We start from the raw sequence: 20,359 nt of genomic DNA on the forward strand, positions 1-20,359 counted from the left end.
GATGTGTAAAGTTTATTCTTTTGTACGGATAAGTAAATGGATACAGATATTAATTTGAAGAATCTTCCTTATCGAAGATGTGTTGGGGTTGTTGTATTTAATCATGAGGGTAAAGTGTGGGTTGGGCGCCGTTTAACGAAGTATGCTCATGCGGATATTGAAATGTCTCATCGTTGGCAGCTCCCTCAAGGGGGAATTGATGAGGGTGAAGAACCATTAGATGCAGCATGTCGTGAACTTTACGAAGAAACGGGCATCCGGTCTATAAAGTTGATTAAGGAAGCGCGAGATTGGTTCTATTATGATTTTCCACAAAAACTTGTTGGGTGCACATTAAAAAATAAATATCGTGGACAAATACAAAAATGGTTTGCTTTTCAGTTTACGGGAAAGCTTTCTGAAATTGCAACTAATCCGCCACCGGATGATAATAAGGCAGAATTCGACCAGTGGAAATGGGTTGATTTAGAAGCCCTTCCTTCAATCGTTATTTCTTTTAAAAAGCATGTTTATAGAAAAGTTGTTAGCGAATTTCGAGGTAGCTTTAGGTGTTTATAAAAGCTATATGATTACAAAGAGCTTTTTTATAGATGCCTTTTATATTATGTATAATTGTTAAAAAATAATAATAAGCGTATTTCTCTTTTATGTAAAGAACTGGAATATAAAATGAAAAATTTATTTAATTCACTTATAGTTTTTGCCTTTTTGAGTATTTCTTCTGTGGCATTTGCATCAGATTCAAAGCCAGCTGCAACCAAATCTGCAATAGCTACATTGCCAAATGGTGCTTCTTCTTTGACTGAAACCTACGGTTTGTGGAGTGTTAACTGCGGTATACAAGATGGGAAAAAAGTTTGTTTTATGCACCGTCAGGAGGTGAATGATCAGAATCGTGTAGTTGTAGCTATGAACGTTGGTCTCAATGCTGATGGTGTTGTATCTGGCAATTTAACAGTTCCTTTTGGCATTTTGGTTTCTAAGCCTGTTCGTTTACAAGTCGATGAGGGGAAAGCTGTTATCGAGACTGGTATTCGGACTTGTGTGCCAGCAGGTTGCGTTGTTCCAGTGGTTTTTGACAAAAATCATTTAGCGGCTTTACGTGCTGGAAAGCATTTGAAGTTAGCTATGACAATTGCTGCTTCAGGCGAACCTGCTTTAAATGATTTGTTTGTTCAGCTGAATGGTTTTAGCAATGCACTTAATCGTTTGATTGCTTTGCAAAAATAATCTTAAAAATAAAAAAGCGGCCTTTAAGGCCGTTTTTAATTTGAGCGTTTTTACAGCATACTTATAACTAAAATGGCAAGATTATTGCATAAGAGATGTTCAAAGTTTTTTGAGGTTTTCTTAAATTGTTCGCTATTGCTTTTGTTTTGACCAGCTATTTTTTTGTGAGGTTTCACCACCATAATAGAGAGATAAAAAGTTGAGATGTTTGGATTTTCTATTCATGGAAAAAGGAACATTGGAGTATAAAGAACCATTGTTATATAAAATGGGTTTGTTTTAATAATGCCCTATATATGGTTTTCTGTTTCTTTAATTGAAAGAGAGATGAAGAATGGTTTATGCCTTGTTTCGGGTGATTGATTTGATTTTCAATATTTATATTGATATTTTAATCGCAAATGTAATTTTTTCTTGGCTTTATGCATTCAACATTATAAATACACGCAATCGTTTTGTTTTTTTTGTAGGGCGTTTTTTGTACCGCGTTACAGAGCCAGTTTTAGGTCCTATCCGGCGGTTTTTACCAAATTTGGGAGCGATTGATATTTCACCTATTGTAGTGTTCCTGATTATTTATTTTATTCGTAATTTTATGTGGTACGCTTATGCGGGTATGTATTTCTAAAAATACTACATTAGGTGAACGAAAATGTTTCATCAAGTTGATACGAATGGCATAATTCTGTTTGTATACCTTATTCCCAAGGCTTCAGTTGACAAAATAATAGGAGTTGAATGCAGGGATGATGGAAAGCAGCGTTTGGTTATACGTCTTCGCACCCTTCCTGAAAATGGAAAAGCAAATAAAGCACTTATTAAATTTTTGGCAAAGCAATGGAAAATTCCATCTTCTTATATTTCTCTTAAAAGTGGTGAGACATCGCGCTACAAGCAGCTTTATTTTTCAGGATATTTACAAGAGGTAGGAGAGATATTACAATCCTTATATACCTCTACGCACAAAAATGAAAGCCTGCTCAAAAAACAGGCTTGATTTTTCTGAAAGAGTTATATTTCTTTATTGCGTTCAATAGCTTGCTTAATCAATTGATGTGCAAAACTTTTATCACGCCAACCTTCAATTTTTGCCCATTTTCCAGGCTCCAGATCTTTATAATGTTTGAAGAAATGCTCAATTTGTTTCAGTGTAATTTCAGGAAGATCTGTATAGTCATAAATGTTGATATATCTTTGCGTTAATTTGGGAGTAGGGATAGCAACAATTTTTTCATCTTTACCTCCATCATCTTCCATAATAAGGACCCCGATGGGGCAAACATTGATAACACAACCAGGAATCAGTGGACGGGTGTTACAGATCAGAACATCAATGGGATCACCATCATCTGAAAGAGTATGTGGGACAAAACCGTAATTTCCTGGATAAACCATCGATGTATGAAGAAAACGGTCAACAAATAATGCTCCCGATTTTTTGTCCATCTCGTATTTTATTGGTTGACCACCGAGAGAGACTTCTACAATAACATTGATATCTTCTGGTGGGTTTTTACCAACGGGTATTTCCTTAATATTCATGTAAATATCCTTTCAGAGGTATGATGAAACTCAATAACAATAAAATATTTGATCAAGGAAGTTATGAAATTAGTTTGAAATTGATGCGCGTGTTTTTTCAAAACGTTTGCGTTCATTTGGGTCAAGATAGAGTTTGCGGAGACGAATATTTTTAGGAGTTACTTCTACAAGTTCATCATCTTGTATCCACGATAGAGCGCGTTCTAACGTCATTTTAAGTGGAGGGGTTAGTTTTACGGCTTCATCTTTTCCAGAAGCACGCATATTGGTTAGCTTTTTTCCTTTTAAAACATTCACTTCTAAGTCGTTATCACGTGAGTGTATGCCAATAATCATACCCTGATAAACTTTAACGCCAGCATCGATCACTATAGGTCCACGATCTTCAAGATTAAAAAGAGCATAAGCGACAGATTCACCAGTATCATTTGAAATCATAACACCATTGACACGACCAGCAATGTCTCCTTTGTAAGGTTCATAGGTGCGGAAGAGGCGATTCATAATTGCTGTACCACGTGTATCAGTTAAAAGCTCGGATTGATAGCCGATAAGACCTCGAGTTGGTGCGTAAAAGACAAGGCGTACACGGTTGCCTCCAGAGGGACGTAATTCAATCATTTCGCCTTTACGTTCGGACATTTTTTGAACAACAGTTCCAGAATATTCCTCATCAACATCGATGACAACCTCTTCGATTGGTTCAAGAGTTATTCCGTTTTCATCTTTTTGCATAACGACACGAGGACGTGAAACACTAAACTCAAATCCTTCACGGCGCATATTTTCGATGAGGACTGCAAGTTGTAATTCTCCTCGTCCTGAAACATGGAAAGAATCTTTATCGGTTGCTTCTTCAATTTTAAGGGCTACATTACCTTCTGCTTCTTTTAACAAACGGTCACGTATAAGACGGCTTGTTACTTTATCACCTTCAGTTCCCGCAAAGGGGCTATCATTGACGAGAAAGCTCATAGTAACAGTAGGAGGATCAATTGGTTGAGCGATGAGAGGTTCATTGACCGCAGGATCACAGAAAGTATCAGCAACGGTACCTTTTTGGAGACCTGCAATTGCTACAATATCGCCGGCAATACTTTCTTCAATGGGTTGCCGTTCCAGCCCGCGAAATGCTAGAATTTTTGAAATGCGCCTAGTTTCTAAAAGTTTTCCATCTTGTCCAAGAACTTTGACACTTTGATTTGGTTTAATAGTGCCCGAATGAATGCGGCCTGTAATAATTCGTCCTAGAAAAGGATCTGCTTCAAGAATAGTTCCGATCATGCGAAATGGCCCTTCTGCTACAGTAGGAGAAGGGACATGGCGCGTTACAAGATCAAACAAAGGACTTAGTCCTTGATCTTTAGGTCCTTCTGGAGCTTCAGCCATCCATCCATCGCGTCCTGATCCATAGAGAATGGGAAAATCAAGCTGTTCATCGGTTGCATCAAGAGCCGCGAAAAGGTCAAAAACCTCATTGATGACTTCATCAGTGCGTGCATCAGCACGGTCAATTTTATTAATAGCAACAATAGGGTGCAATCCTATTTTCAATGCTTTGCCAACGACAAATTTTGTTTGTGGCATTGGACCTTCAGCGGCATCAACAAGTACAATTGCTCCGTCTACCATGTTTAAAATACGTTCAACTTCTCCACCAAAGTCGGCATGACCTGGTGTATCAACAATATTAATTCGGGTATCTTTCCAAACAACGGATGTCACTTTTGCTAGGATTGTAATTCCGCGTTCTTTTTCAATATCATTTGAATCCATCATACGCTCACTAGTACGCTGATTATCGCGGAAATTTCCTGATTGTTTAAGGAGTTCGTCTACGAGCGTTGTTTTCCCATGGTCAACGTGGGCAATAATGGCAATGTTACGCAATTGCATAAATTTTCTTCTTTTCGTTTCATGAAATTTCATTGAAGGCAAAGCTTTTGCGCCCTTTGCCTGCTATTACAAAACATTTTACATGTTTTTTTATAATTTTGAAAGAGGAGGAAATATTTTTATGGAAAAGTGTTTGCAAAGGTTTTTTTATGTTCTTTTGGCTTGGAGGAGTTTTTCCAAAAACTTTTTAATGTATGAATATTTCATATGGGATATATGCTCGAGAAAAAATAATATCATTTGCTCTTTATATAATAAAATGCGTATTTTAATTATTGTCTGTAAATCAATATCAAAGATAAAAACACATCTTTACCAGCAATGCATTGATTCATAATGAGGTAAGCATCATTCTCTTTGTTGAGTTAGAGTGTTAAATGCTAAGATTTAGTAGCATACAAAATATAAAACAAAGGCGATTTAATTATAAAAATTATTTGTTATGAAATTGCAAAACGCTAATTAATCTATGATGATGAAAAAACAGGGAAAAAATAACAGATTTTGCAAATTTCTTATACTTATACAAAGACAGTGGTGACGTATTGTTCATATATTCTAGTAACAGCTGTTAGAATGATTTTTGAAATATTCGGTATACCTTCTTAAAACAAAGGTTTTATAGTTACTTTCCGACTCAAAAGTGGAAAAAGAACATGATACCTCGTTGAATTAGTTAGTAGTGAGGAATCTGTAAACAATGCTTAATAGAAAGAAACAAGCCTGTCATTTAATCTCTTTATTCATAATCAGCAAAGTTATCAATTTATTAAGCGTCAAATAATTTTTCTAAATTTAAAACTTAATAACATCTTTGAGAAAAATAAATACCAAATTAAGAAATTTAATCAGACGTATAAATTATGCCAATAAACAGCTAGAAAGATTAGGTGTCGAAGAGACAAACCCATTTATACTATCTAAGCTAGTTACTAATAAAAATATTCGTGAAATGAGCCAAGAACTAAAAATAGCACGAGCAAGAAAAATTTTGCAACTTAGCGAAAACTTCCTTATTCAAGCTTAGAAATATTAATCAAAGATTATCACACTTACTATGAGCATTTAATGCACTCCCTAAAAAACCAAAACAAGAGAAGCATTTGAAATAACAATTTCAAGAGATTTTTTCTAAAAAATGTGTAAGGCTGTTTTATATTTAAAAAAAATCAATATGTTGCTAACAATTGCCAAACAGAAGAGATTTTAAATTGCATGAAATGCGTTTTTTCTTCTCCGTGTTAGAGGAGAGTTCCAGATAAAATGAAGGAGGCAACAGAAAAATAGATTACAATCCCCATGACATCAACTAAAGTTGCGACAAGGGGCGCTGAAGCACTTGCTGGATCAAATCCCAAACGTTTAAGAATAAAAGGAAGCATAGAGCCGGATAATGAACCGAATGTAACGATCCCGACCAAAGCAGTACCTACCGTTGTGGAAACAGCAATCCAATGTTTTCCATAATCATAGATACCCAGTTGTTGCCAGAAAACAATGCGCATAATTCCAATGATTCCGAGTAAGAAACCAAGAGACAGCCCTGTTGGAATTTCACGGATGATAACTTTCCACCAGTCTTTAAGCGTGAGTTCACGTAAAGCTAATGCACGAATAATAAGAGATGTAGCCTGTGAGCCAGAATTTCCTCCTGAACTCATAATGAGAGGAATGAAAAGTGTAAGGATAATAGCTTTCTCAAGTTCTGCTTCGAAATATTGCATAGCGCTGGCTGTCAACATTTCCCCGACAAAGAGTAAGGCAAGCCAGCCTCCACGTTTTTTCATCATCCCAAGAAAATTGATCTGCATATAGGGTTTATTGAGTGCTTCCATCCCTCCGAATTTATAGGCATCTTCACTCATTTCATCAACCATTGTATCAAGTACATCGTCGACTGTCACAATACCAATGACATGATTTCTGTCGTCAATAACCGGTACAGAGAGAAGATCATGGCGCTGAAAAAGGCGAGCGATGTCTTCATGATGTGTGAAGGGGGATATTGTAATGGGTGTGTCATGTGTAGAGACGTTTAGAATTTGATCATCAGGTGAAGCAAGGATGAGATTACGCAGTGAGACAGCTTTGAGAAGAGTGCCCGTTTTGGGGTCGATAACATAGCTTGTATAAACTGTTTCACGCGTTTGTTCGACATCACGGATGTGATTCAAAGTTTTTTTTACAGTCCAGTTTGCGGGAACAGCTATGAACTCTGTTGTCATCAGTGCACCCGCTGTATGATCAGGGTAACTGGTAAGTTTTTTTAGTTCAGCGCGTGTTAAGGGTTTGAGCAATGCATAAAGCCGCGTGCGGGTTTCTGTATCCATTTCTTGAAAGACATCTGCAGCAGCATCTGCAGACATACCGTCAAGAATTTCAACAGAGCGGTTTATAGGGAGAAGTTCAAGAATAGCTGCTGGTTGTTCAAGTTCTGGTTTGTCAAAAAGTTCAATGACATAATCAAGAGGTAAAAGACTAAGAATAGCTACACGTTCCATGATATCGAGATCATTGATGATATCAATCGAGTCAGCAAAGTGATGGGTTTTTAATTCTTCGGCGAGAACTTCAGGGGAAGAATTTTTGAAGTCGAAGGTCGTTCTGATTTCAGTCATGATAAAGTACCTTCCGAAGGATTGGAGAATTATTAATCCAGATATATAGTAGTAGTAGGGTAAAACAAAAGTTATGGAAGATTTAAGAAGAAAGACCTTTCAATTATATCTCCAATTGTTAATATTTGAAATAAAATCAAGAGTAGATTACAGGTTATAAACAATTTCATGAATTCAGGTATCAAGGATTTTTCATTTTTGTTTCTCTCTTCCTGATACAAAAACATTCTTTATTTTTTTCCTAAAATATAGATTTGAAAGGCATTTTTTAAGAACACGAGATAATTTTAGTGTATTATCAATGTATATCATAAAGATAATTATTATACCTTAAATTTATAATGAAGATAGAAAGTATCGTGACAAAAGCAGCAGTGCTGGAGGACTAGAAGGGATTTTCGGGGCTTCCTGATTTTTCTTTAATAAGGGATGAAGATTTTAAATCCGCTTTTGAATAAGCTTTTCAAGAAGCAGAAGAAGAATTAGAGACGATTGCAACGGTGCAAGAAGCACCAATGCTTGAGAATTTTTTGCAACCTTTTGAGCTTTCGGGCAAAGCACTTAATTGTGTATGTTCAATATTTTTCTTGTGTACAGGTGCTCATAGTAATGCCTTGATCCAGCAGTTAAAACAGGAATTTATTGTGAAACTTTCTCGTTATTCTTCGAAAATTATGATGGATGCGAGGATATTTGTGAAAAATAGATAATATGTTTTAAACAGTCGCAACAGGGCATGTATGACAGTGAAACAACACGTGTACTTGAATTATGGTGGAAAAAGTTTGTTTGTAGTGATGCAAAACTTGATGAAAAAGGTAAAAAACGATTTGTTGAAATTAACGAAAAACTTGCTTTTTTAGGGGATATTTTTGGTCAGCATGTCTTAAAAGATGAAGTTGAGTGGATTTTATTTTTAAAACAAACAGATTTATTGGGTTTGTTGGTAATCTCATTGTTTCAATGAAGAAAATTGCACACGAAAGAGGTAATGCGGGGGCTTATGTATTGTATTAGTGCACTCAGTTTTTGAACCCTTTTTGAAATTTTCTCGTCGTTGCGATTTGTGTGAGAGAGCGTTTCAAGTTTGGTCTAAACGTGGTGAAAATAATAACGAGAATGATAATCGAGGAATTATTTTAGAGATTGTTGGCTTCGAGATGAGCAGGCTAAATTACTAGGGTATAAATTCTTTGCAGATTTGAAACTTGATAATGCCATGATGAAGAGTATTGATGCAGTTATGGATTTGCTTACACCTCTACGGGAACGGGCACGAGCGAAGGCTGCTAGTGAACAGGTCGAATTGCAAAATTTTGCAAAAAGTCAGGGAAGCAATGAATCTTTAAAAGCTTGGGATTGGCGTTATTATGCTGAAAAACTTCGCGCTGAAAATTTTTTTCGACGAAGCCGTTAAATATTATTTTCAGCTTGATCATATGATTGAGAAGCAGCCTTTACAGTGGCAGAAAAACTCTTTAGGATTTCATTTGAAGAAAAAAACGCTGTTGTATTTTTGCATCCTGATGCACGTTTGTGGGAAATAAAGAAATCTGATGGAAGTCTGCTTGGGCATTTTATTGGCGATTATTTTACGCGCTCTTCAAAGCAATCTGGTGCATGGATGAGTAGACTACAATCGCAGCATAAATTGGATGGCGGGCAAAAACCTGTTCTATAATATTTGTAATTTTGCTAAACTACCCAAAGGGGAAAATTGCTCTTTTATCTTGAGGATGCGCGTACGCTTTTCCACGAATTTGGTCGTGCCATTGCACAGTTTGCTTTCTGATGTAACGTGGCTATCTGTAGTTGGAACGTCGGTTTCGCGTGATTTTGTTGAGCTTCCTTCTCAATTTTATGAACATTGGTAATCGTACCAGAGATATTACAATCTTATGCTGCGCATGCAAAAACAGGGCTTCCAATGCCGGCAAATATTGATGGATAAATTTTATCAGCACAGACATTTAATGCTGGTTTGTTTGCAGTTGAATTTATCTCATCGGCTCTAGTAGATATAGCTTTTTATCAAGGAGAAACGGTAACTGAGCCAACAATGTTTGAGCATCAGGAATTAGAAAAGTTGCAAATGCCTGATACAATTATCATGCGTCATCGTCCTCCACATTTTACGCATATATTTTCAGGTGATGGTTATGCTGCTGGTTATTATTCTTAGATGTGGTCAGAGGTGTTGGATACCGATACGTTTCAGGTTTTTGAAGAAACAGGTGATGTTTTTAATTCACAGCTCGCTGATCGATTAAAGTGTTTTATCTATTCTGCTAGAGGAAACCGGAATCCAGAGGAGTTATATAAAGCTTTTCGGGGATAGCTGCCTTCACCAGAAGCGATGATTAAAAACGTGGGCTGTAAAGTATAACGACGGTATAGTACGTGCTATACCGTTTATCGTTTATATTCATTTTTACGGCTGAGATTTGCGCGGGTTCTGGATTCGTTAATGACCATGTAAAATAGACTTTTTATTTTGCTCTTGGTTTATTAAGAAAATAAGACTCTATCTTTTTAAGACATCATGGGAAAGAAAAATTATCAGCTCGATCTCTTTGATATCCATTTGGAGGGCACCACGATTTTTTTATGAGACTTGGCTCTATTTTATTTAGTAAGCGGGTATTTTGTTGTGCTATGTCATTGAGGCTCATTGGAGGTTGTCGCACAATATTATCTGGTTCTTGTGCCATAATTTGTGAAGTATTCGTATGAGTGAGATGTATATTTTTATGGGGTGATGGATAAAAATTTAAAATATTTTTCAATGGTTTTTCTAAATAAAAAGCAAGTTTTTGTTTGCCTTTAAAGGTGAAGTTAATGCCGTTATTGGTGCGTAATTTGGTTGTTTTTCCATTAACGTCATAGCCTGATAAAGAAAATTGACCTTGTTCATCAATAAATCCGTTCCAGATATCCAGGAAATATCCTCCTGCTACTTCTGTTTCTTGCTTGTAGAGTTCATTAAAAATTTTCATTTTTTGTGTCAAATTATCATTTCTAAAAGCAGGTTGCCCCACCCATATCCATGGTTTTCCTGAATTGCGAAGGCTTTTAGCAATTTCGATAATTCTTTGTTTGTAGATGTTTAGCCATGCTGGATGAATCGTACTGACTATGCCGTGCGGTGTTATGATTGGTTCATTATCATTTGCACCTATCACTATGACAATAGCATCAGGTTTGTTTTTATCAATGAGTTCAGTAATATTGCTTTCCCAAGAAGTGTGATCAGTTCGGATTAAGCCCGAATCCGGCATTGTATTATTTATGATGATGATATCGGTATTATCAGTAAAAAGATTCTTGAGTGCATCAGCAACAGCAGAAGCTACAAAGTCTCCTATAACAAGAATGCGCTTTGCGTTCTCTTTTTTTGGCTTTTGTGTGGTTTTTTGTAATACAATCCTTTTGGGTTGTTTGTGTATTTTTTGTTCGATAATTTGTGGTGGTTGTTGCTCTTGTTTGTTATGCTGGAGCAACCATTTAAAGAAGTTCGTCGCTTTACTTGGGGATGGTTGTATGACACTCATGGCGAATAGAGAGAAAACCAGGAAAATCAAATATATAAGGCGGAAATGAGACAACATCTTAACTCCCGATTATTGTTTTCGGAGAAGAGAAAGCACTTGAAGAGAGGGATTTCCATTGACCTCTAAGCTATGGTGCAGCTGAAAAGCTTTAATTGCTTTTCTAGAACCAGTACCGATTTTGCCATCAACTTCTCCTTTATAATAACCAAGTGCAGCTAAGCGAGATTGCAGTTCTTTACGTTCTTGGAAGGTAAGAGGTTGAAATGGTCTTTTCCAATCTTGAACCAACTTAGGGTGTCCAGCAATGCGATTAGCGAGAAGGGCAACGGCGAAAGCATAACGATCTGCATTGTTGTAGCGTTTAATAACAAAGAAGTTTTTTGTTACTAAGAATATAGGTCCTTCTAGTCCATCTGGATATTTCAACATTGCTTGCTCAAACGGTGAAGGAAAAGGATGACCGTTTGCATGTTTTACCCCTAGTTTTGTCCATTGTTCAAAGGAATGCCAGTCTTTAGGAAGATTTTTTCCCTGAGGTAATTTCACTTCTACTCCCCAAGGCAGGTTAGGTTGCCAACCATTCATATGAAGAAGATTAGCAGCAGTTGCAAGGGCGTCTGGAACAGATAACCAGATATCGCGTCGTCCATCCTCATCCATGTCAATAGCATAAGCGAGATAACTGCTTGGAATAAATTGCGTCTGTCCCATTGCACCGGCCCAAGATCCAATAAGTTGTGCGCGTGTAATTTCACCACTTTGGAGAATTTTCATAGCGGCAATCAGTTGCGCACGCGCGTATTTTGCACGTTTTTTATCAGCATAGGCTAAGGTTGCGAGAGAGCGAATGGTATCACGTATTACACTTTTATTTGTTAAAACTTTTCCATAATTGCTTTCTATTGACCAAATAGCGAGAAGAATATTGTGGTCAACGCCAAAACGTTTCTCAATTTGATGAAGCCATTTTTTCCATTTTTGCGCTTGACGCCGTCCCTCTACAATTGCAACATCATGAACACGATTGTCGAAATAGTTCCATGAAGGATCGACAAATTCTGGCTGATGTGCAGCTCTTTCTAAAACTTCTGGATCAATTGTGTTGACGGTTCTAAAAGTCATATCAAACGTAGCTAATGAAATATTGTTGGCGAGGGCTGTTTGTTTAAATTCTTTAATCCAGCGTTTAAAGTTGCTATCAGCGTGTGAAAATGATGTAAAAAACATCAAAAAAGCAGAAAGAAGAGCAACTGAACAAATGATAAAAGTTCTCACGTTTATTGATTCCGCTGAAGAAAAAAAGGCCTTAAATTCTGTTTTTTGCATTTTTAAATTCCCATTAATGTTCAAGTATTTTTATTGGGATAACTTCATTTTGTCCTTGGTTTAATTAATAATGTTATCAAGCGAATGAGAAAGGCTGAAACAGATGATTTGTTTTGAGGAGATGCTCTCAATAAACTATCATACTCTTGCATCTTTTTCCTGTCCATTGTATTGGCAATGAAAACAATAAGATATCTTTTTTACCATTTAGTAAAAACAGATGCTAAATAAAGTCAGGATGCTATACGGTAAATCAGGAGGGGTAAAAGTGCGTAAAATTCGGAAAGCAGTATTTCCTGTAGCTGGTCTTGGTACACGTTTTCTTCCTGCAACAAAAACAATTCCTAAAGAAATGCTAACTGTTGTTGATAAGCCCGTTATTCAATATGTTGTAGATGAAGCACGTGAAGCTGGTATTGAACATTTTATTTTTGTTACTGGGCGTAATAAAGTAGTCCTTGAGGATTATTTTGATGTGCAAGTTGAGTTATATACAATCCTTGCCGAACGTGGCAAAAGAGAAGAACTTGAGCATTTACACGGTTTACAACCTCCACCAGGAACGACTTCTTTTACGCGGCAACAGCAACCTTTGGGGCTAGGACATGCTCTTTGGTGCGCACGTGAATTAGTTGAGGGGGAACCTTTTGCTTTGTTGTTACCCGATATGCTGATGCAAGCTAAAAAGGGGTGCCTTTCTGAGATGATTAATCTTTATGAGAAAACCGGTGGTGGCAATATTATCGCCGTTCAGGAGTGCGATCCTGCACAAGCGCATAAATATGGTATTGTTGGAAAAGGCAAACAGATTGCAAATGGTTTTGAAATCACAAAAATGGTAGAAAAACCAACAAAAGGAACAGCTCCATCGAATTTGTACATCAATGGACGTTACATCTTGCAACCAGAAATTTTTAATATTCTCTCCAATCAAGAACGAGGAGCAGAAAACGAAATTCAGTTAACAGATGCAATGATGCGGCTTTCAAATGAGCAAGATTTCTTTGGCTTCCAGTTAGAGGGGCGCACTTTTGATTGTGGTTCAAAAGCCGGTTTTATTGAAGCCAATGTTGCATTTTCTTTAGCACGCGCTGATATGCATAGCCAAATTTCTGCTTCATTGAAAAATTTACTAGAAACCATTAAAGTGGGAAAATGATATAGATCTCTCATTCAATTTCATTTATCAAATTTGATCATGACAATACAGTCTTCTAGTATGTTAGGTTTTCAAAGCGCTGTTACATCGGCGCTTAAAACACTTGCGAGTGAAAAACAGGGGCTTGAAGCTCTTGAAGCAGCTCTTCTTGGAAACCTTTCTTCCTCTTTTGAAGTTGCTGTTCAAACCATCAAAAATGCCAATGGTCATGTGGTGATTACTGGTCTTGGGAAGAGTGGTCATATAGGTACAAAAATTGCTGCAACCTTAGCTTCAACAGGGACACCTGCTTTTTTTGTACACGCTGCAGAAGCTAATCATGGTGATCTTGGTATGATAGGATCTGACAATGTCATTCTTGCCTTATCATGGTCAGGCGAAACCTTGGAATTAAATGGCATTATAAACCATGCTGCACGTTTTCGCACACCACTTATCGCAATGACATCGGGTGAGCACTCTGTATTAGCACGACAAGCTGATGTTGTACTCTTATTGCCAAAGATAGAAGAGGCTTGTCCCCACGGGCTTGCTCCTACAACTTCAACAGTTGTGCAATTGGCGATGGGAGATGCATTAGCTGTTGCTCTTTTAGAAATGCGTGGCTTTACTGCAACGGATTTCAAAATTTACCATCCTGGTGGTTCTCTTGGTGCACACCTTAAATACGTGCGTGATATTATGCACGTGGGTGATAGTATTCCTTTGGTGGTGCAAGGTACAACCATGACTGAAGCTATGAATGTTTTGGTTGCGAAACATTTTGGTTGTGTTGGTGTTGTGAATCAAAGAGGTGAATTAATTGGGATTGTGACCGATGGTGATCTTGCACGCAATATTCACTTTAACTTATCAAAATTTAATGTTGATGAGGTGATGACAAAAGATCCAAAAATTGTCGAGCCGAATACACTGGTTGGTGCTGCGACAGCTTTTATTAATGATCACCATATTGGTGCCTTTTTCGTGGTTGAGGATAAGAAACCATTAGGAATTGTTCATTTTCACGATCTTTTGCGTATTGGTGTTGCTTAGGTTAAAAAATATCTATTTCAGATAAAAGTTTGTTTTGGGTAAGAAGTTCAGCATAAAAAGACGAAATTCTTTCTGGGAGTCTGGGAGGCAGCTTTATTGAGGTACCTTTTGAAGAAGATAAATATTTTACGGATTCCCATAGTGTAATGCAAATTACGTTGACAGATGAGCTTATCACGGTGTCTGTGTATCTTAGAAGAGACTCCCATCAGAAGGAGAGATTTTTTCTCTTCTTGTTATGCTATGCTCTCTGTGTTTTTAAGAAAAGCCTTGGCTTTTATTCTATTTAAAATTTTCGCTTAAGAAAAAATTGTGATCCTGTCTGTGATGTGCAGAGAAGTTGTGTTGCGTCATGCGATATCGTACAACTGACGTTAGATATTGTTCCACGGAGAATGGAGCGTATTTCAATTTCTATGTGTTGAGCACTGATATAATTATATGTGCCTTCTGATAGTTTTTCTTCGGTATCTGCTGCTCGCGTTTCAAAAACACCATCGTGGAAAGAAGAAATAATACCGTTTTCATCAATCCATTTACCGTCAATTCCAGCCGGCATATTTGGGCCATAATATTGTGAGAAGCCACAGGCACCTAATGCCAAAGCGGTGATTGTAAGACATAAAATACGGCAGGTGTGTTTCATTTTTTTCATCTATTTATGTTCTCTGCTCTTTTAGATTCTATAACATTGTTAAATTACTTCATGAGTCAATATAAAAAATTTGATGAAAATCAATGAAAAAGCAAAAAAATGGAAAAAAATGCCTTAATGTTGTATTTAATTAGCAGCTTGATACAATTCATATGTGAAACACAAGAGGTGAAATATTTCTTATGGTTTACAACAATTCTTATATTAAGCTGGTTAGTAATCTCAGAGGAGATTATTAAATTATGGTTGGGCCGATTCTTGTTGCGAGTGAAGATTATGGGAAGCGTATAGAGCTTTCTGCTATGCTCCGAGGTTTTGGTTACCGTGTCATTGAAGCAGAAAATAGCCTCCGTACGATTGATCTTTTACACAGACGTAAAAATATTGTGCTTGCACTCCTTGATATTGTCATGAGTGATTTGAGTGTGGGTGATTTGATTAAAATGATTAGAGTTGCTGGTGTTGCTGTGCCTATTGTTGTGATAGCACAACAAGAAAATCAAGAGTTACTCCAGAAAGCTTTAACAGCGGGAGCTGTTGATTATTGGATTCATCCAGTTACATTACTGCGGTTGAGGATCACTTTGGATACTCTTGCTCTCATCTCTGCATTGGAGCGTGAGGTCCGTTATATTCGGCGAAAAGATGAGAATCATTTGCGATTTTCTGATCTCTACATAAAAAGTAGATCGATGCAGATAGTTTTAGAGCAATCGAAAAGAGCAGCGGCTTCTTTACAGAATCTTTTGATAGAAGGTGAAGTAGGAACTGGTCGTGAAACATTAGCCCGTATTATTCATCATGAGGGTTTGTTATCTGAGGGAGCTTTTATTCGCTTTCAATGTTCAGCTATCGTTGATCCAGAAGAAGAAAATCGCCAGTGGTTTAAAGAATTTTTACCACTGGTTTCTTCCCTTGAAAAAGGGACACTTTGCCTTTGTGATGTTGATCGACTTGAGCCCATACAGCAAAAGCGTTTTGCCCATTACCTTAAAGAAAGAGAAAAGGTTACAAAGAACAAAGTTTTTCCTTTTCGGATTATTGCTATTTCAACGTCTCGGTTGATGGATCTCGTTAAAGAAGACTTTTTTTTGCGTAGTTTGTTTGAACAGTTTTCTCAATTATCTATAAGCGTTCCGGCTTTACGAGAATTGAGGGATGATTTTCCAGATCTTACGCAACGTTTGATTGATCGCATTATTACGGAAACAGGGCGATCGCATGTACATGGTTTAGCAGGATCAGCTCTTTCATTGCTTATGCAGTATGATTGGCCTGGTAATCGGGGTGAACTTGAGAATTTTTTATTTCGTGCGATTTTGCTCAGCGAAGGACCATTGTTAACTGTTCGAGACTTCCCACAATTAATGGGAAATTCATTAATGAGTGTTCCAAATATCATCGAGAGTAATATACAAGAGGATCATGAACAAGAATCGGTAAAATTTTTGGATGCTGCTGGGCATGTTCGTACTTTTGCTGAGATGGAACGTGATATTATTGAAAAAGCGGTTAAGCATTATAAGGGACATATGAGTGAGATTGCTCGCCGTCTTCGTATAGGGCGCTCTACACTTTATCGCAAAATAGAGGGATTGAAAGCGATAAACAGTCAAGAACGGAAGTAAAATTCATGACAAATTTCCATTCATAAAAAGTATGGTTTTCAGAAAAACTGTAGGAGCTTTTGGTGAAAGCAGTGGGGGATTTGAGGTTTTAAAAGGAATAGCGTTTATTGCAGAGTTTAGATATTAAGAATAATTTTATAAAATCAAGTAAGTATGGATTTTGTTTGCTAAAATCATTTTCAGCTTTCTCTTCTTGTTTCAATTTTCATGACTTTAGTTAGGTCCGCACTTAAAAGGATCACTTTCAGGCTTTTTAGCATTGAAGCTAAAAGTCTAGAGTCGTTTATGTTGGGTTTATATTCTTTTAAGCAAAAGGTGGCATTCTATTTATTACACCATTAGGTTAGAATCATTGATTTTATTGGTTTTAGTTATTGTGGTTCCTATCTAGGGTGGTGCAATGGCTTAAAAATGGAAAGTTGATTCTCTTTGACTCTGCTACAGATTGTTATCAGTTTTATCATATTTTTTTTTATTGCGTCTATGTTAGCGATCTATACATATGGACGTTTTGTTAAAAATGCTCGGGGGGAGTGTTCTTATGCATTGACTGTTAAGAAAGATGAAACCAAGCTTGACCGTATAATAAGTCAATTGGCGGAGGAAACGGATGGATTGGGGGTTGATAAAGATGCTCTTTCACTCATCATTAGCAATTTGGATGCATTTTGTGTTCGTGCGATAGGAGCAGCACAGGCTGGGCGTAGTCTTGATCTAATGTATTATATTTGGAATGATGATTTAACAGGGCGCTTATTATTAAGTGAAATAGTGGAGGCAGCTGATCGTGGTGTTCGGGTGCGCCTTCTTTTAGATGATATTAATGCTCAGGCACGTGATCCAGCTTATATTGCGCTGGATAAACATCCTCGTATTGAGGTGAGAATGTTTAATCCAGGGCGATCACGTAAGGGTGGTTTACGCCGTGGTTTAGAGATTATATTACGGGCAATTACTGTAACACGCAGAATGCATAATAAAGCTTTTATTGTGGATGGCCGAGTGGCTTTTGTAGGAGGACGCAATCTTGCAGATTCTTATTTTGACGCTGGTGAAGAATCACATTTTCGAGATTTAGATTTGATGTTAATTGGTCCATCGGTTAAAAAGGTGGAAACCATCTTTGATGACTTTTGGAATAGCGCTGTAGTTTTACCAATTCATACTTTGGTTGTTCCTAAAAGTACAAGCGACCTTGGTTATTGGAAGGAGAAATTACGAAAATTTCGTGATTCCAAGGTTGCAAAGGTTTATCTGGATTATGTTAAGGAGCATATTAATTTTGACTGTTTTATTCAAACAGGAAAGCGATTATTTTTAGCAGATAAAGTTGTTGTTCTTTCTGATCCTCCGGAGAAAGCATTGCGCAAAAAAGCTGGAAATTGGCTTATGAAAGCACTTTCACAGGTTATTGGAGATGCCCAAAAAACTGTTCAAATTACATCACCTTATTTTGTTCCTGGTAAGGTCGGTACGCAGAGTTTTAGAAATTTAGTTTCAAAAGGTGTTGATGTTAAAATTCTTACAAATTCCTTAGCAGCTACCGATGTGGCACTCGTGCATGGTGGTTATGTACCATATCGTAAAGCGCTTTTGAAAAGTGGTGTTAAGCTCTATGAGTTAAAGCCGGATGGAAACATGCATGGGTTGCGATTGTTTCGATCAAGTAAGGCCAGTTTACATACTAAAGCTTTTTTGGTTGATCGTAAAACTGCTTTTATTGGATCTTTAAATTTTGATCCTCGGTCAGCTGCGTTGAATACGGAAATGGGCATTCTTTTTGAATGTGCACCGATTACAGCGAGGTTAGATTTGCTTTTTTCTGAAGAAACGACCGGTGAAATGAGTTATAATCTCCGTCTTGATAATAACAACCGCATTTATTGGGATTTTATTGAAAACGAAAAGCAATACAGCATTGATTATGAGCCAGAAAGCAACTTTTGGCGTCGTGCCTTTACAAGAATAATAAGTTGGTTGCCCATTGAATCACAATTGTAGATTTTATAAACCATAATTAAAAAATTATTTTTATTTTTCTTTTCATTTTTTTTATAGCATGGCATAACTCGCTGCCAATTCAGAATTTATTAGAACTGCGGTTGTAATCCTAGACTACGTGCGATGGTTTGTTATTGAAGGAATTTGGCTATGGCAAAGATTGTTGAAACGGGGACAGGGGCGTTAGCATTAACTTTTGATGATGTACTTTTACAGCCTGGTCATTCGGTTGTCATGCCTAACCAAGTAGATCTTAAAACACGTATCGCAGCTGATATTGAGCTGAATTTGCCGTTGCTTTCTGCTGCAATGGATACCGTCACAGAATCACGTTTGGCAATTGCTATAGCTCAAGCTGGTGGTCTTGGTGTTATCCATCGTAATATGTCTCCTGCAGAGCAGGCTGAAGAAGTACGTCAGGTAAAAAAATTTGAATCTGGGATGGTTGTTAATCCAGTCACGATTGGTCCAGATGCAACACTTGAAGAGGCAAAAGCTTTGATGCACTCTTATGGTATTTCAGGTATTCCGGTTGTTGAAAATGCTGCTAAAAGTGAAAGTATTGGGCGACTTGTTGGCATTTTGACGAATAGAGATGTGCGTTTTGCATCAGATCCAAAACAGAAAATTTATGAATTAATGACGCATGAAAATTTGATTACAGTGCGTGAAAATGTCCAACTCGATGAAGCGAAGTATCTTTTACATCATCATCGTATTGAAAAATTATTGGTTGTAGATAAACAAAATCGCTGTGTTGGCTTGGTAACAGTCAAAGATATTGAGAAAGCACAATTAAATCCAAATGCTACCAAAGATTCGCAAGGCCGTTTGCGTGTTGCGGCTGCAAGTAGTGTAGGCAATGATGGTATTGAGCGGGCTGAACGATTAATTGATGCAGGTGTTGATGTGCTGGTAATTGATACGGCTCATGGACATTCTCAGCGTGTGCTAGACGCAGTTGAACGTATTAAAAAAATGGCATCCTCTCAGGTTATTATTGCTGGTAATGTAGCGACTCCGCAAGCAACACAAGCTTTGATTGATAGTGGTGCAGATGCTGTGAAAGTTGGTATTGGTCCTGGTTCTATTTGTACAACACGAATTGTTGCAGGTGTTGGTGTACCGCAGCTTGCGGCCATTATGAGTGCTGCAGAAATTGCTGACAAAGCAGATATTCCTGTGATTGCTGATGGTGGGATCAAAGCTTCTGGTGATTTTGCTAAAGCCTTGGCAGGTGGAGCTTGTGCTGCTATGATTGGTTCCCTTTTAGCGGGTACAGAAGAAAGTCCTGGTGAAGTTTATCTTTATAAAGGACGGTCTTTTAAAGCATATCGTGGCATGGGATCTGTTGGCGCTATGGCAAGAGGATCGGCAGATCGTTATTTTCAGGATGAAGTTCGTGATGAGCTTAAATTAGTTCCTGAAGGTGTTGAGGGTCAAGTTGCTTATAAAGGACCGATAGCGCCGGTTCTGCACCAGCTGGCTGGTGGATTGCGTGCTTCGATGGGTTATGTTGGGGCGAAAAATCTAGCGGAGTTTCGTGAAAAAGCGACATTTGTTCGTATTACCAATGCTGGACTCCACGAAAGTCATACACATGATGTTGCTATCACACGGGAAAGTCCAAATTATCGAAAACCTCTTTGAAATGTAAAGACCTTAGAGTCATTTCAGAGCATAAAAGACTGTTTAGAAAAATGTACAAGAACTGCTGT

17 protein-coding genes and 1 pseudogene are annotated in these 20,359 nt (G+C 37.5%); 12 read left to right on the plus strand and 6 right to left on the minus strand.

Annotated features, from left to right (window positions below; all coding sequences use genetic code 11):
- Nucleotides 1-36 precede the first annotated feature (36 nt).
- From MF1_RS00755 to MF1_RS00770, 4 genes are all read left to right on the plus strand, one after another.
- The gene (locus tag MF1_RS00755) at nt 37-558 is read left to right on the plus strand and encodes an RNA pyrophosphohydrolase (protein ID WP_014923685.1); all 522 of its coding nucleotides are present in this window, start codon (nt 37-39) and stop codon (nt 556-558) included.
- Nucleotides 559-669: 111 nt separating this feature from the next.
- Nucleotides 670-1,230 (plus strand): invasion associated locus B family protein, encoded by a 561-nt coding sequence (locus tag MF1_RS00760; protein WP_161510246.1) that lies wholly within the window; start codon nt 670-672, stop codon nt 1,228-1,230.
- Between the two features lie 334 nt (nt 1,231-1,564).
- Nucleotides 1,565-1,858, plus strand: coding sequence for a YggT family protein (locus tag MF1_RS00765; RefSeq protein WP_014923687.1), 294 nt, complete (start codon nt 1,565-1,567; stop codon nt 1,856-1,858).
- 24 nt (nt 1,859-1,882) lie between these two features.
- Nucleotides 1,883-2,227 (plus strand): DUF167 domain-containing protein, encoded by a 345-nt coding sequence (locus tag MF1_RS00770; protein WP_011178976.1) that lies wholly within the window; start codon nt 1,883-1,885, stop codon nt 2,225-2,227.
- 14 nt (nt 2,228-2,241) lie between these two features.
- Here the strand turns inward: MF1_RS00770 and ppa are convergent, their stop codons facing one another.
- The 3 genes from ppa to mgtE all read right to left on the minus strand — a co-directional run bounded on the left by ppa (nt 2,242) and on the right by mgtE (nt 7,286).
- A complete protein-coding gene (gene ppa / locus MF1_RS00775) occupies nt 2,242-2,772 on the minus strand; it encodes an inorganic diphosphatase (RefSeq protein ID WP_014923688.1) in 531 nt (176 codons plus the stop codon).
- Between the two features lie 69 nt (nt 2,773-2,841).
- Nucleotides 2,842-4,668 (minus strand): translational GTPase TypA, encoded by a 1,827-nt coding sequence (gene typA / locus MF1_RS00780; protein WP_042995278.1) that lies wholly within the window; start codon nt 4,666-4,668, stop codon nt 2,842-2,844.
- Between the two features lie 1,241 nt (nt 4,669-5,909).
- On the minus strand, nt 5,910-7,286 hold the full coding sequence (gene mgtE / locus MF1_RS00785) for a magnesium transporter (protein ID WP_014923690.1): 1,377 nt from the start codon (nt 7,284-7,286) through the stop codon (nt 5,910-5,912).
- Between the two features lie 736 nt (nt 7,287-8,022).
- Between mgtE and MF1_RS06725 the strand changes: the two genes are divergently transcribed.
- The 3 genes and pseudogenes from MF1_RS06725 to MF1_RS07035 all read left to right on the plus strand — a co-directional run bounded on the left by MF1_RS06725 (nt 8,023) and on the right by MF1_RS07035 (nt 9,468).
- On the plus strand, nt 8,023-8,253 hold the full coding sequence (locus tag MF1_RS06725; RefSeq protein WP_244614189.1) for a hypothetical protein: 231 nt from the start codon (nt 8,023-8,025) through the stop codon (nt 8,251-8,253).
- Nucleotides 8,254-8,487: 234 nt separating this feature from the next.
- A pseudogene (locus MF1_RS07030) lies at nt 8,488-9,160 on the plus strand (M3 family metallopeptidase).
- Between the two features lie 107 nt (nt 9,161-9,267).
- Nucleotides 9,268-9,468 carry a hypothetical protein gene (locus tag MF1_RS07035; RefSeq protein WP_280178046.1) on the plus strand — a complete coding sequence of 67 codons (201 nt, stop codon included), beginning with the start codon at nt 9,268-9,270 and terminating at the stop codon, nt 9,466-9,468.
- A 358-nt stretch (nt 9,469-9,826) separates the two neighbouring features.
- Here the strand turns inward: MF1_RS07035 and MF1_RS00795 are convergent, their stop codons facing one another.
- Nucleotides 9,827-10,837, minus strand: a complete 1,011-nt coding sequence (locus MF1_RS00795) for an SGNH/GDSL hydrolase family protein (protein WP_161510748.1) — start codon at nt 10,835-10,837, stop codon at nt 9,827-9,829.
- A gap of 69 nt (nt 10,838-10,906) precedes the next feature.
- Nucleotides 10,907-12,163, minus strand: a complete 1,257-nt coding sequence (locus MF1_RS00800; RefSeq protein WP_161510247.1) for a lytic murein transglycosylase — start codon at nt 12,161-12,163, stop codon at nt 10,907-10,909.
- A gap of 268 nt (nt 12,164-12,431) precedes the next feature.
- On the opposite strand from MF1_RS00800, the gene MF1_RS00805 reads away from it, so the two are divergent.
- Nucleotides 12,432-13,322, plus strand: a complete 891-nt coding sequence (locus MF1_RS00805) for a UTP--glucose-1-phosphate uridylyltransferase (RefSeq protein WP_042995279.1) — start codon at nt 12,432-12,434, stop codon at nt 13,320-13,322.
- A 39-nt stretch (nt 13,323-13,361) separates the two neighbouring features.
- Nucleotides 13,362-14,357, plus strand: a complete 996-nt coding sequence (locus MF1_RS00810) for a KpsF/GutQ family sugar-phosphate isomerase (protein ID WP_161510248.1) — start codon at nt 13,362-13,364, stop codon at nt 14,355-14,357.
- A 286-nt stretch (nt 14,358-14,643) separates the two neighbouring features.
- On the opposite strand, the gene omp10 is transcribed toward MF1_RS00810, so the two are convergent.
- Nucleotides 14,644-15,003, minus strand: a complete 360-nt coding sequence (omp10, locus tag MF1_RS00815) for an outer membrane lipoprotein Omp10 (RefSeq protein ID WP_042995543.1) — start codon at nt 15,001-15,003, stop codon at nt 14,644-14,646.
- 251 nt (nt 15,004-15,254) lie between these two features.
- Here omp10 and MF1_RS00820 point away from each other — a divergent pair, with 251 nt between their 5' ends.
- From MF1_RS00820 to guaB, 3 genes are all read left to right on the plus strand, one after another.
- Nucleotides 15,255-16,640, plus strand: coding sequence for a sigma-54-dependent transcriptional regulator (locus MF1_RS00820; protein ID WP_011178985.1), 1,386 nt, complete (start codon nt 15,255-15,257; stop codon nt 16,638-16,640).
- Between the two features lie 429 nt (nt 16,641-17,069).
- On the plus strand, nt 17,070-18,641 hold the full coding sequence (locus MF1_RS00825; protein ID WP_161510249.1) for a phospholipase D family protein: 1,572 nt from the start codon (nt 17,070-17,072) through the stop codon (nt 18,639-18,641).
- 150 nt (nt 18,642-18,791) lie between these two features.
- The gene (gene guaB / locus MF1_RS00830) at nt 18,792-20,291 is read left to right on the plus strand and encodes an IMP dehydrogenase (RefSeq protein WP_161510250.1); all 1,500 of its coding nucleotides are present in this window, start codon (nt 18,792-18,794) and stop codon (nt 20,289-20,291) included.
- Nucleotides 20,292-20,359 lie beyond the last annotated feature (68 nt).

It is taken from the genome of Bartonella quintana (genome assembly GCF_009936175.1).
GTDB lineage: Bacteria > Pseudomonadota > Alphaproteobacteria > Rhizobiales > Rhizobiaceae > Bartonella > Bartonella quintana.

Coding starts and splice junctions, on each gene's coding strand:
- mgtE (WP_014923690.1), bottom strand. CDS start 7,286: ATGACTGAAATCAGAACGACCTTCGACTTCAAAAATTCTTCCCCTGAA.
- MF1_RS00760 (WP_161510246.1), top strand. CDS start 670: ATGAAAAATTTATTTAATTCACTTATAGTTTTTGCCTTTTTGAGTATT.
- MF1_RS06725 (WP_244614189.1), top strand. CDS start 8,023: ATGTATGACAGTGAAACAACACGTGTACTTGAATTATGGTGGAAAAAG.
- MF1_RS00765 (WP_014923687.1), top strand. CDS start 1,565: ATGGTTTATGCCTTGTTTCGGGTGATTGATTTGATTTTCAATATTTAT.
- MF1_RS00795 (WP_161510748.1), bottom strand. CDS start 10,837: ATGAGTGTCATACAACCATCCCCAAGTAAAGCGACGAACTTCTTTAAA.
- MF1_RS00810 (WP_161510248.1), top strand. CDS start 13,362: ATGACAATACAGTCTTCTAGTATGTTAGGTTTTCAAAGCGCTGTTACA.
- typA (WP_042995278.1), bottom strand. CDS start 4,668: ATGCAATTGCGTAACATTGCCATTATTGCCCACGTTGACCATGGGAAA.
- MF1_RS00755 (WP_014923685.1), top strand. CDS start 37: ATGGATACAGATATTAATTTGAAGAATCTTCCTTATCGAAGATGTGTT.
- guaB (WP_161510250.1), top strand. CDS start 18,792: ATGGCAAAGATTGTTGAAACGGGGACAGGGGCGTTAGCATTAACTTTT.
- MF1_RS00800 (WP_161510247.1), bottom strand. CDS start 12,163: ATGCAAAAAACAGAATTTAAGGCCTTTTTTTCTTCAGCGGAATCAATA.
- MF1_RS00820 (WP_011178985.1), top strand. CDS start 15,255: ATGGTTGGGCCGATTCTTGTTGCGAGTGAAGATTATGGGAAGCGTATA.
- omp10 (WP_042995543.1), bottom strand. CDS start 15,003: ATGAAACACACCTGCCGTATTTTATGTCTTACAATCACCGCTTTGGCA.
- ppa (WP_014923688.1), bottom strand. CDS start 2,772: ATGAATATTAAGGAAATACCCGTTGGTAAAAACCCACCAGAAGATATC.
- MF1_RS00770 (WP_011178976.1), top strand. CDS start 1,883: ATGTTTCATCAAGTTGATACGAATGGCATAATTCTGTTTGTATACCTT.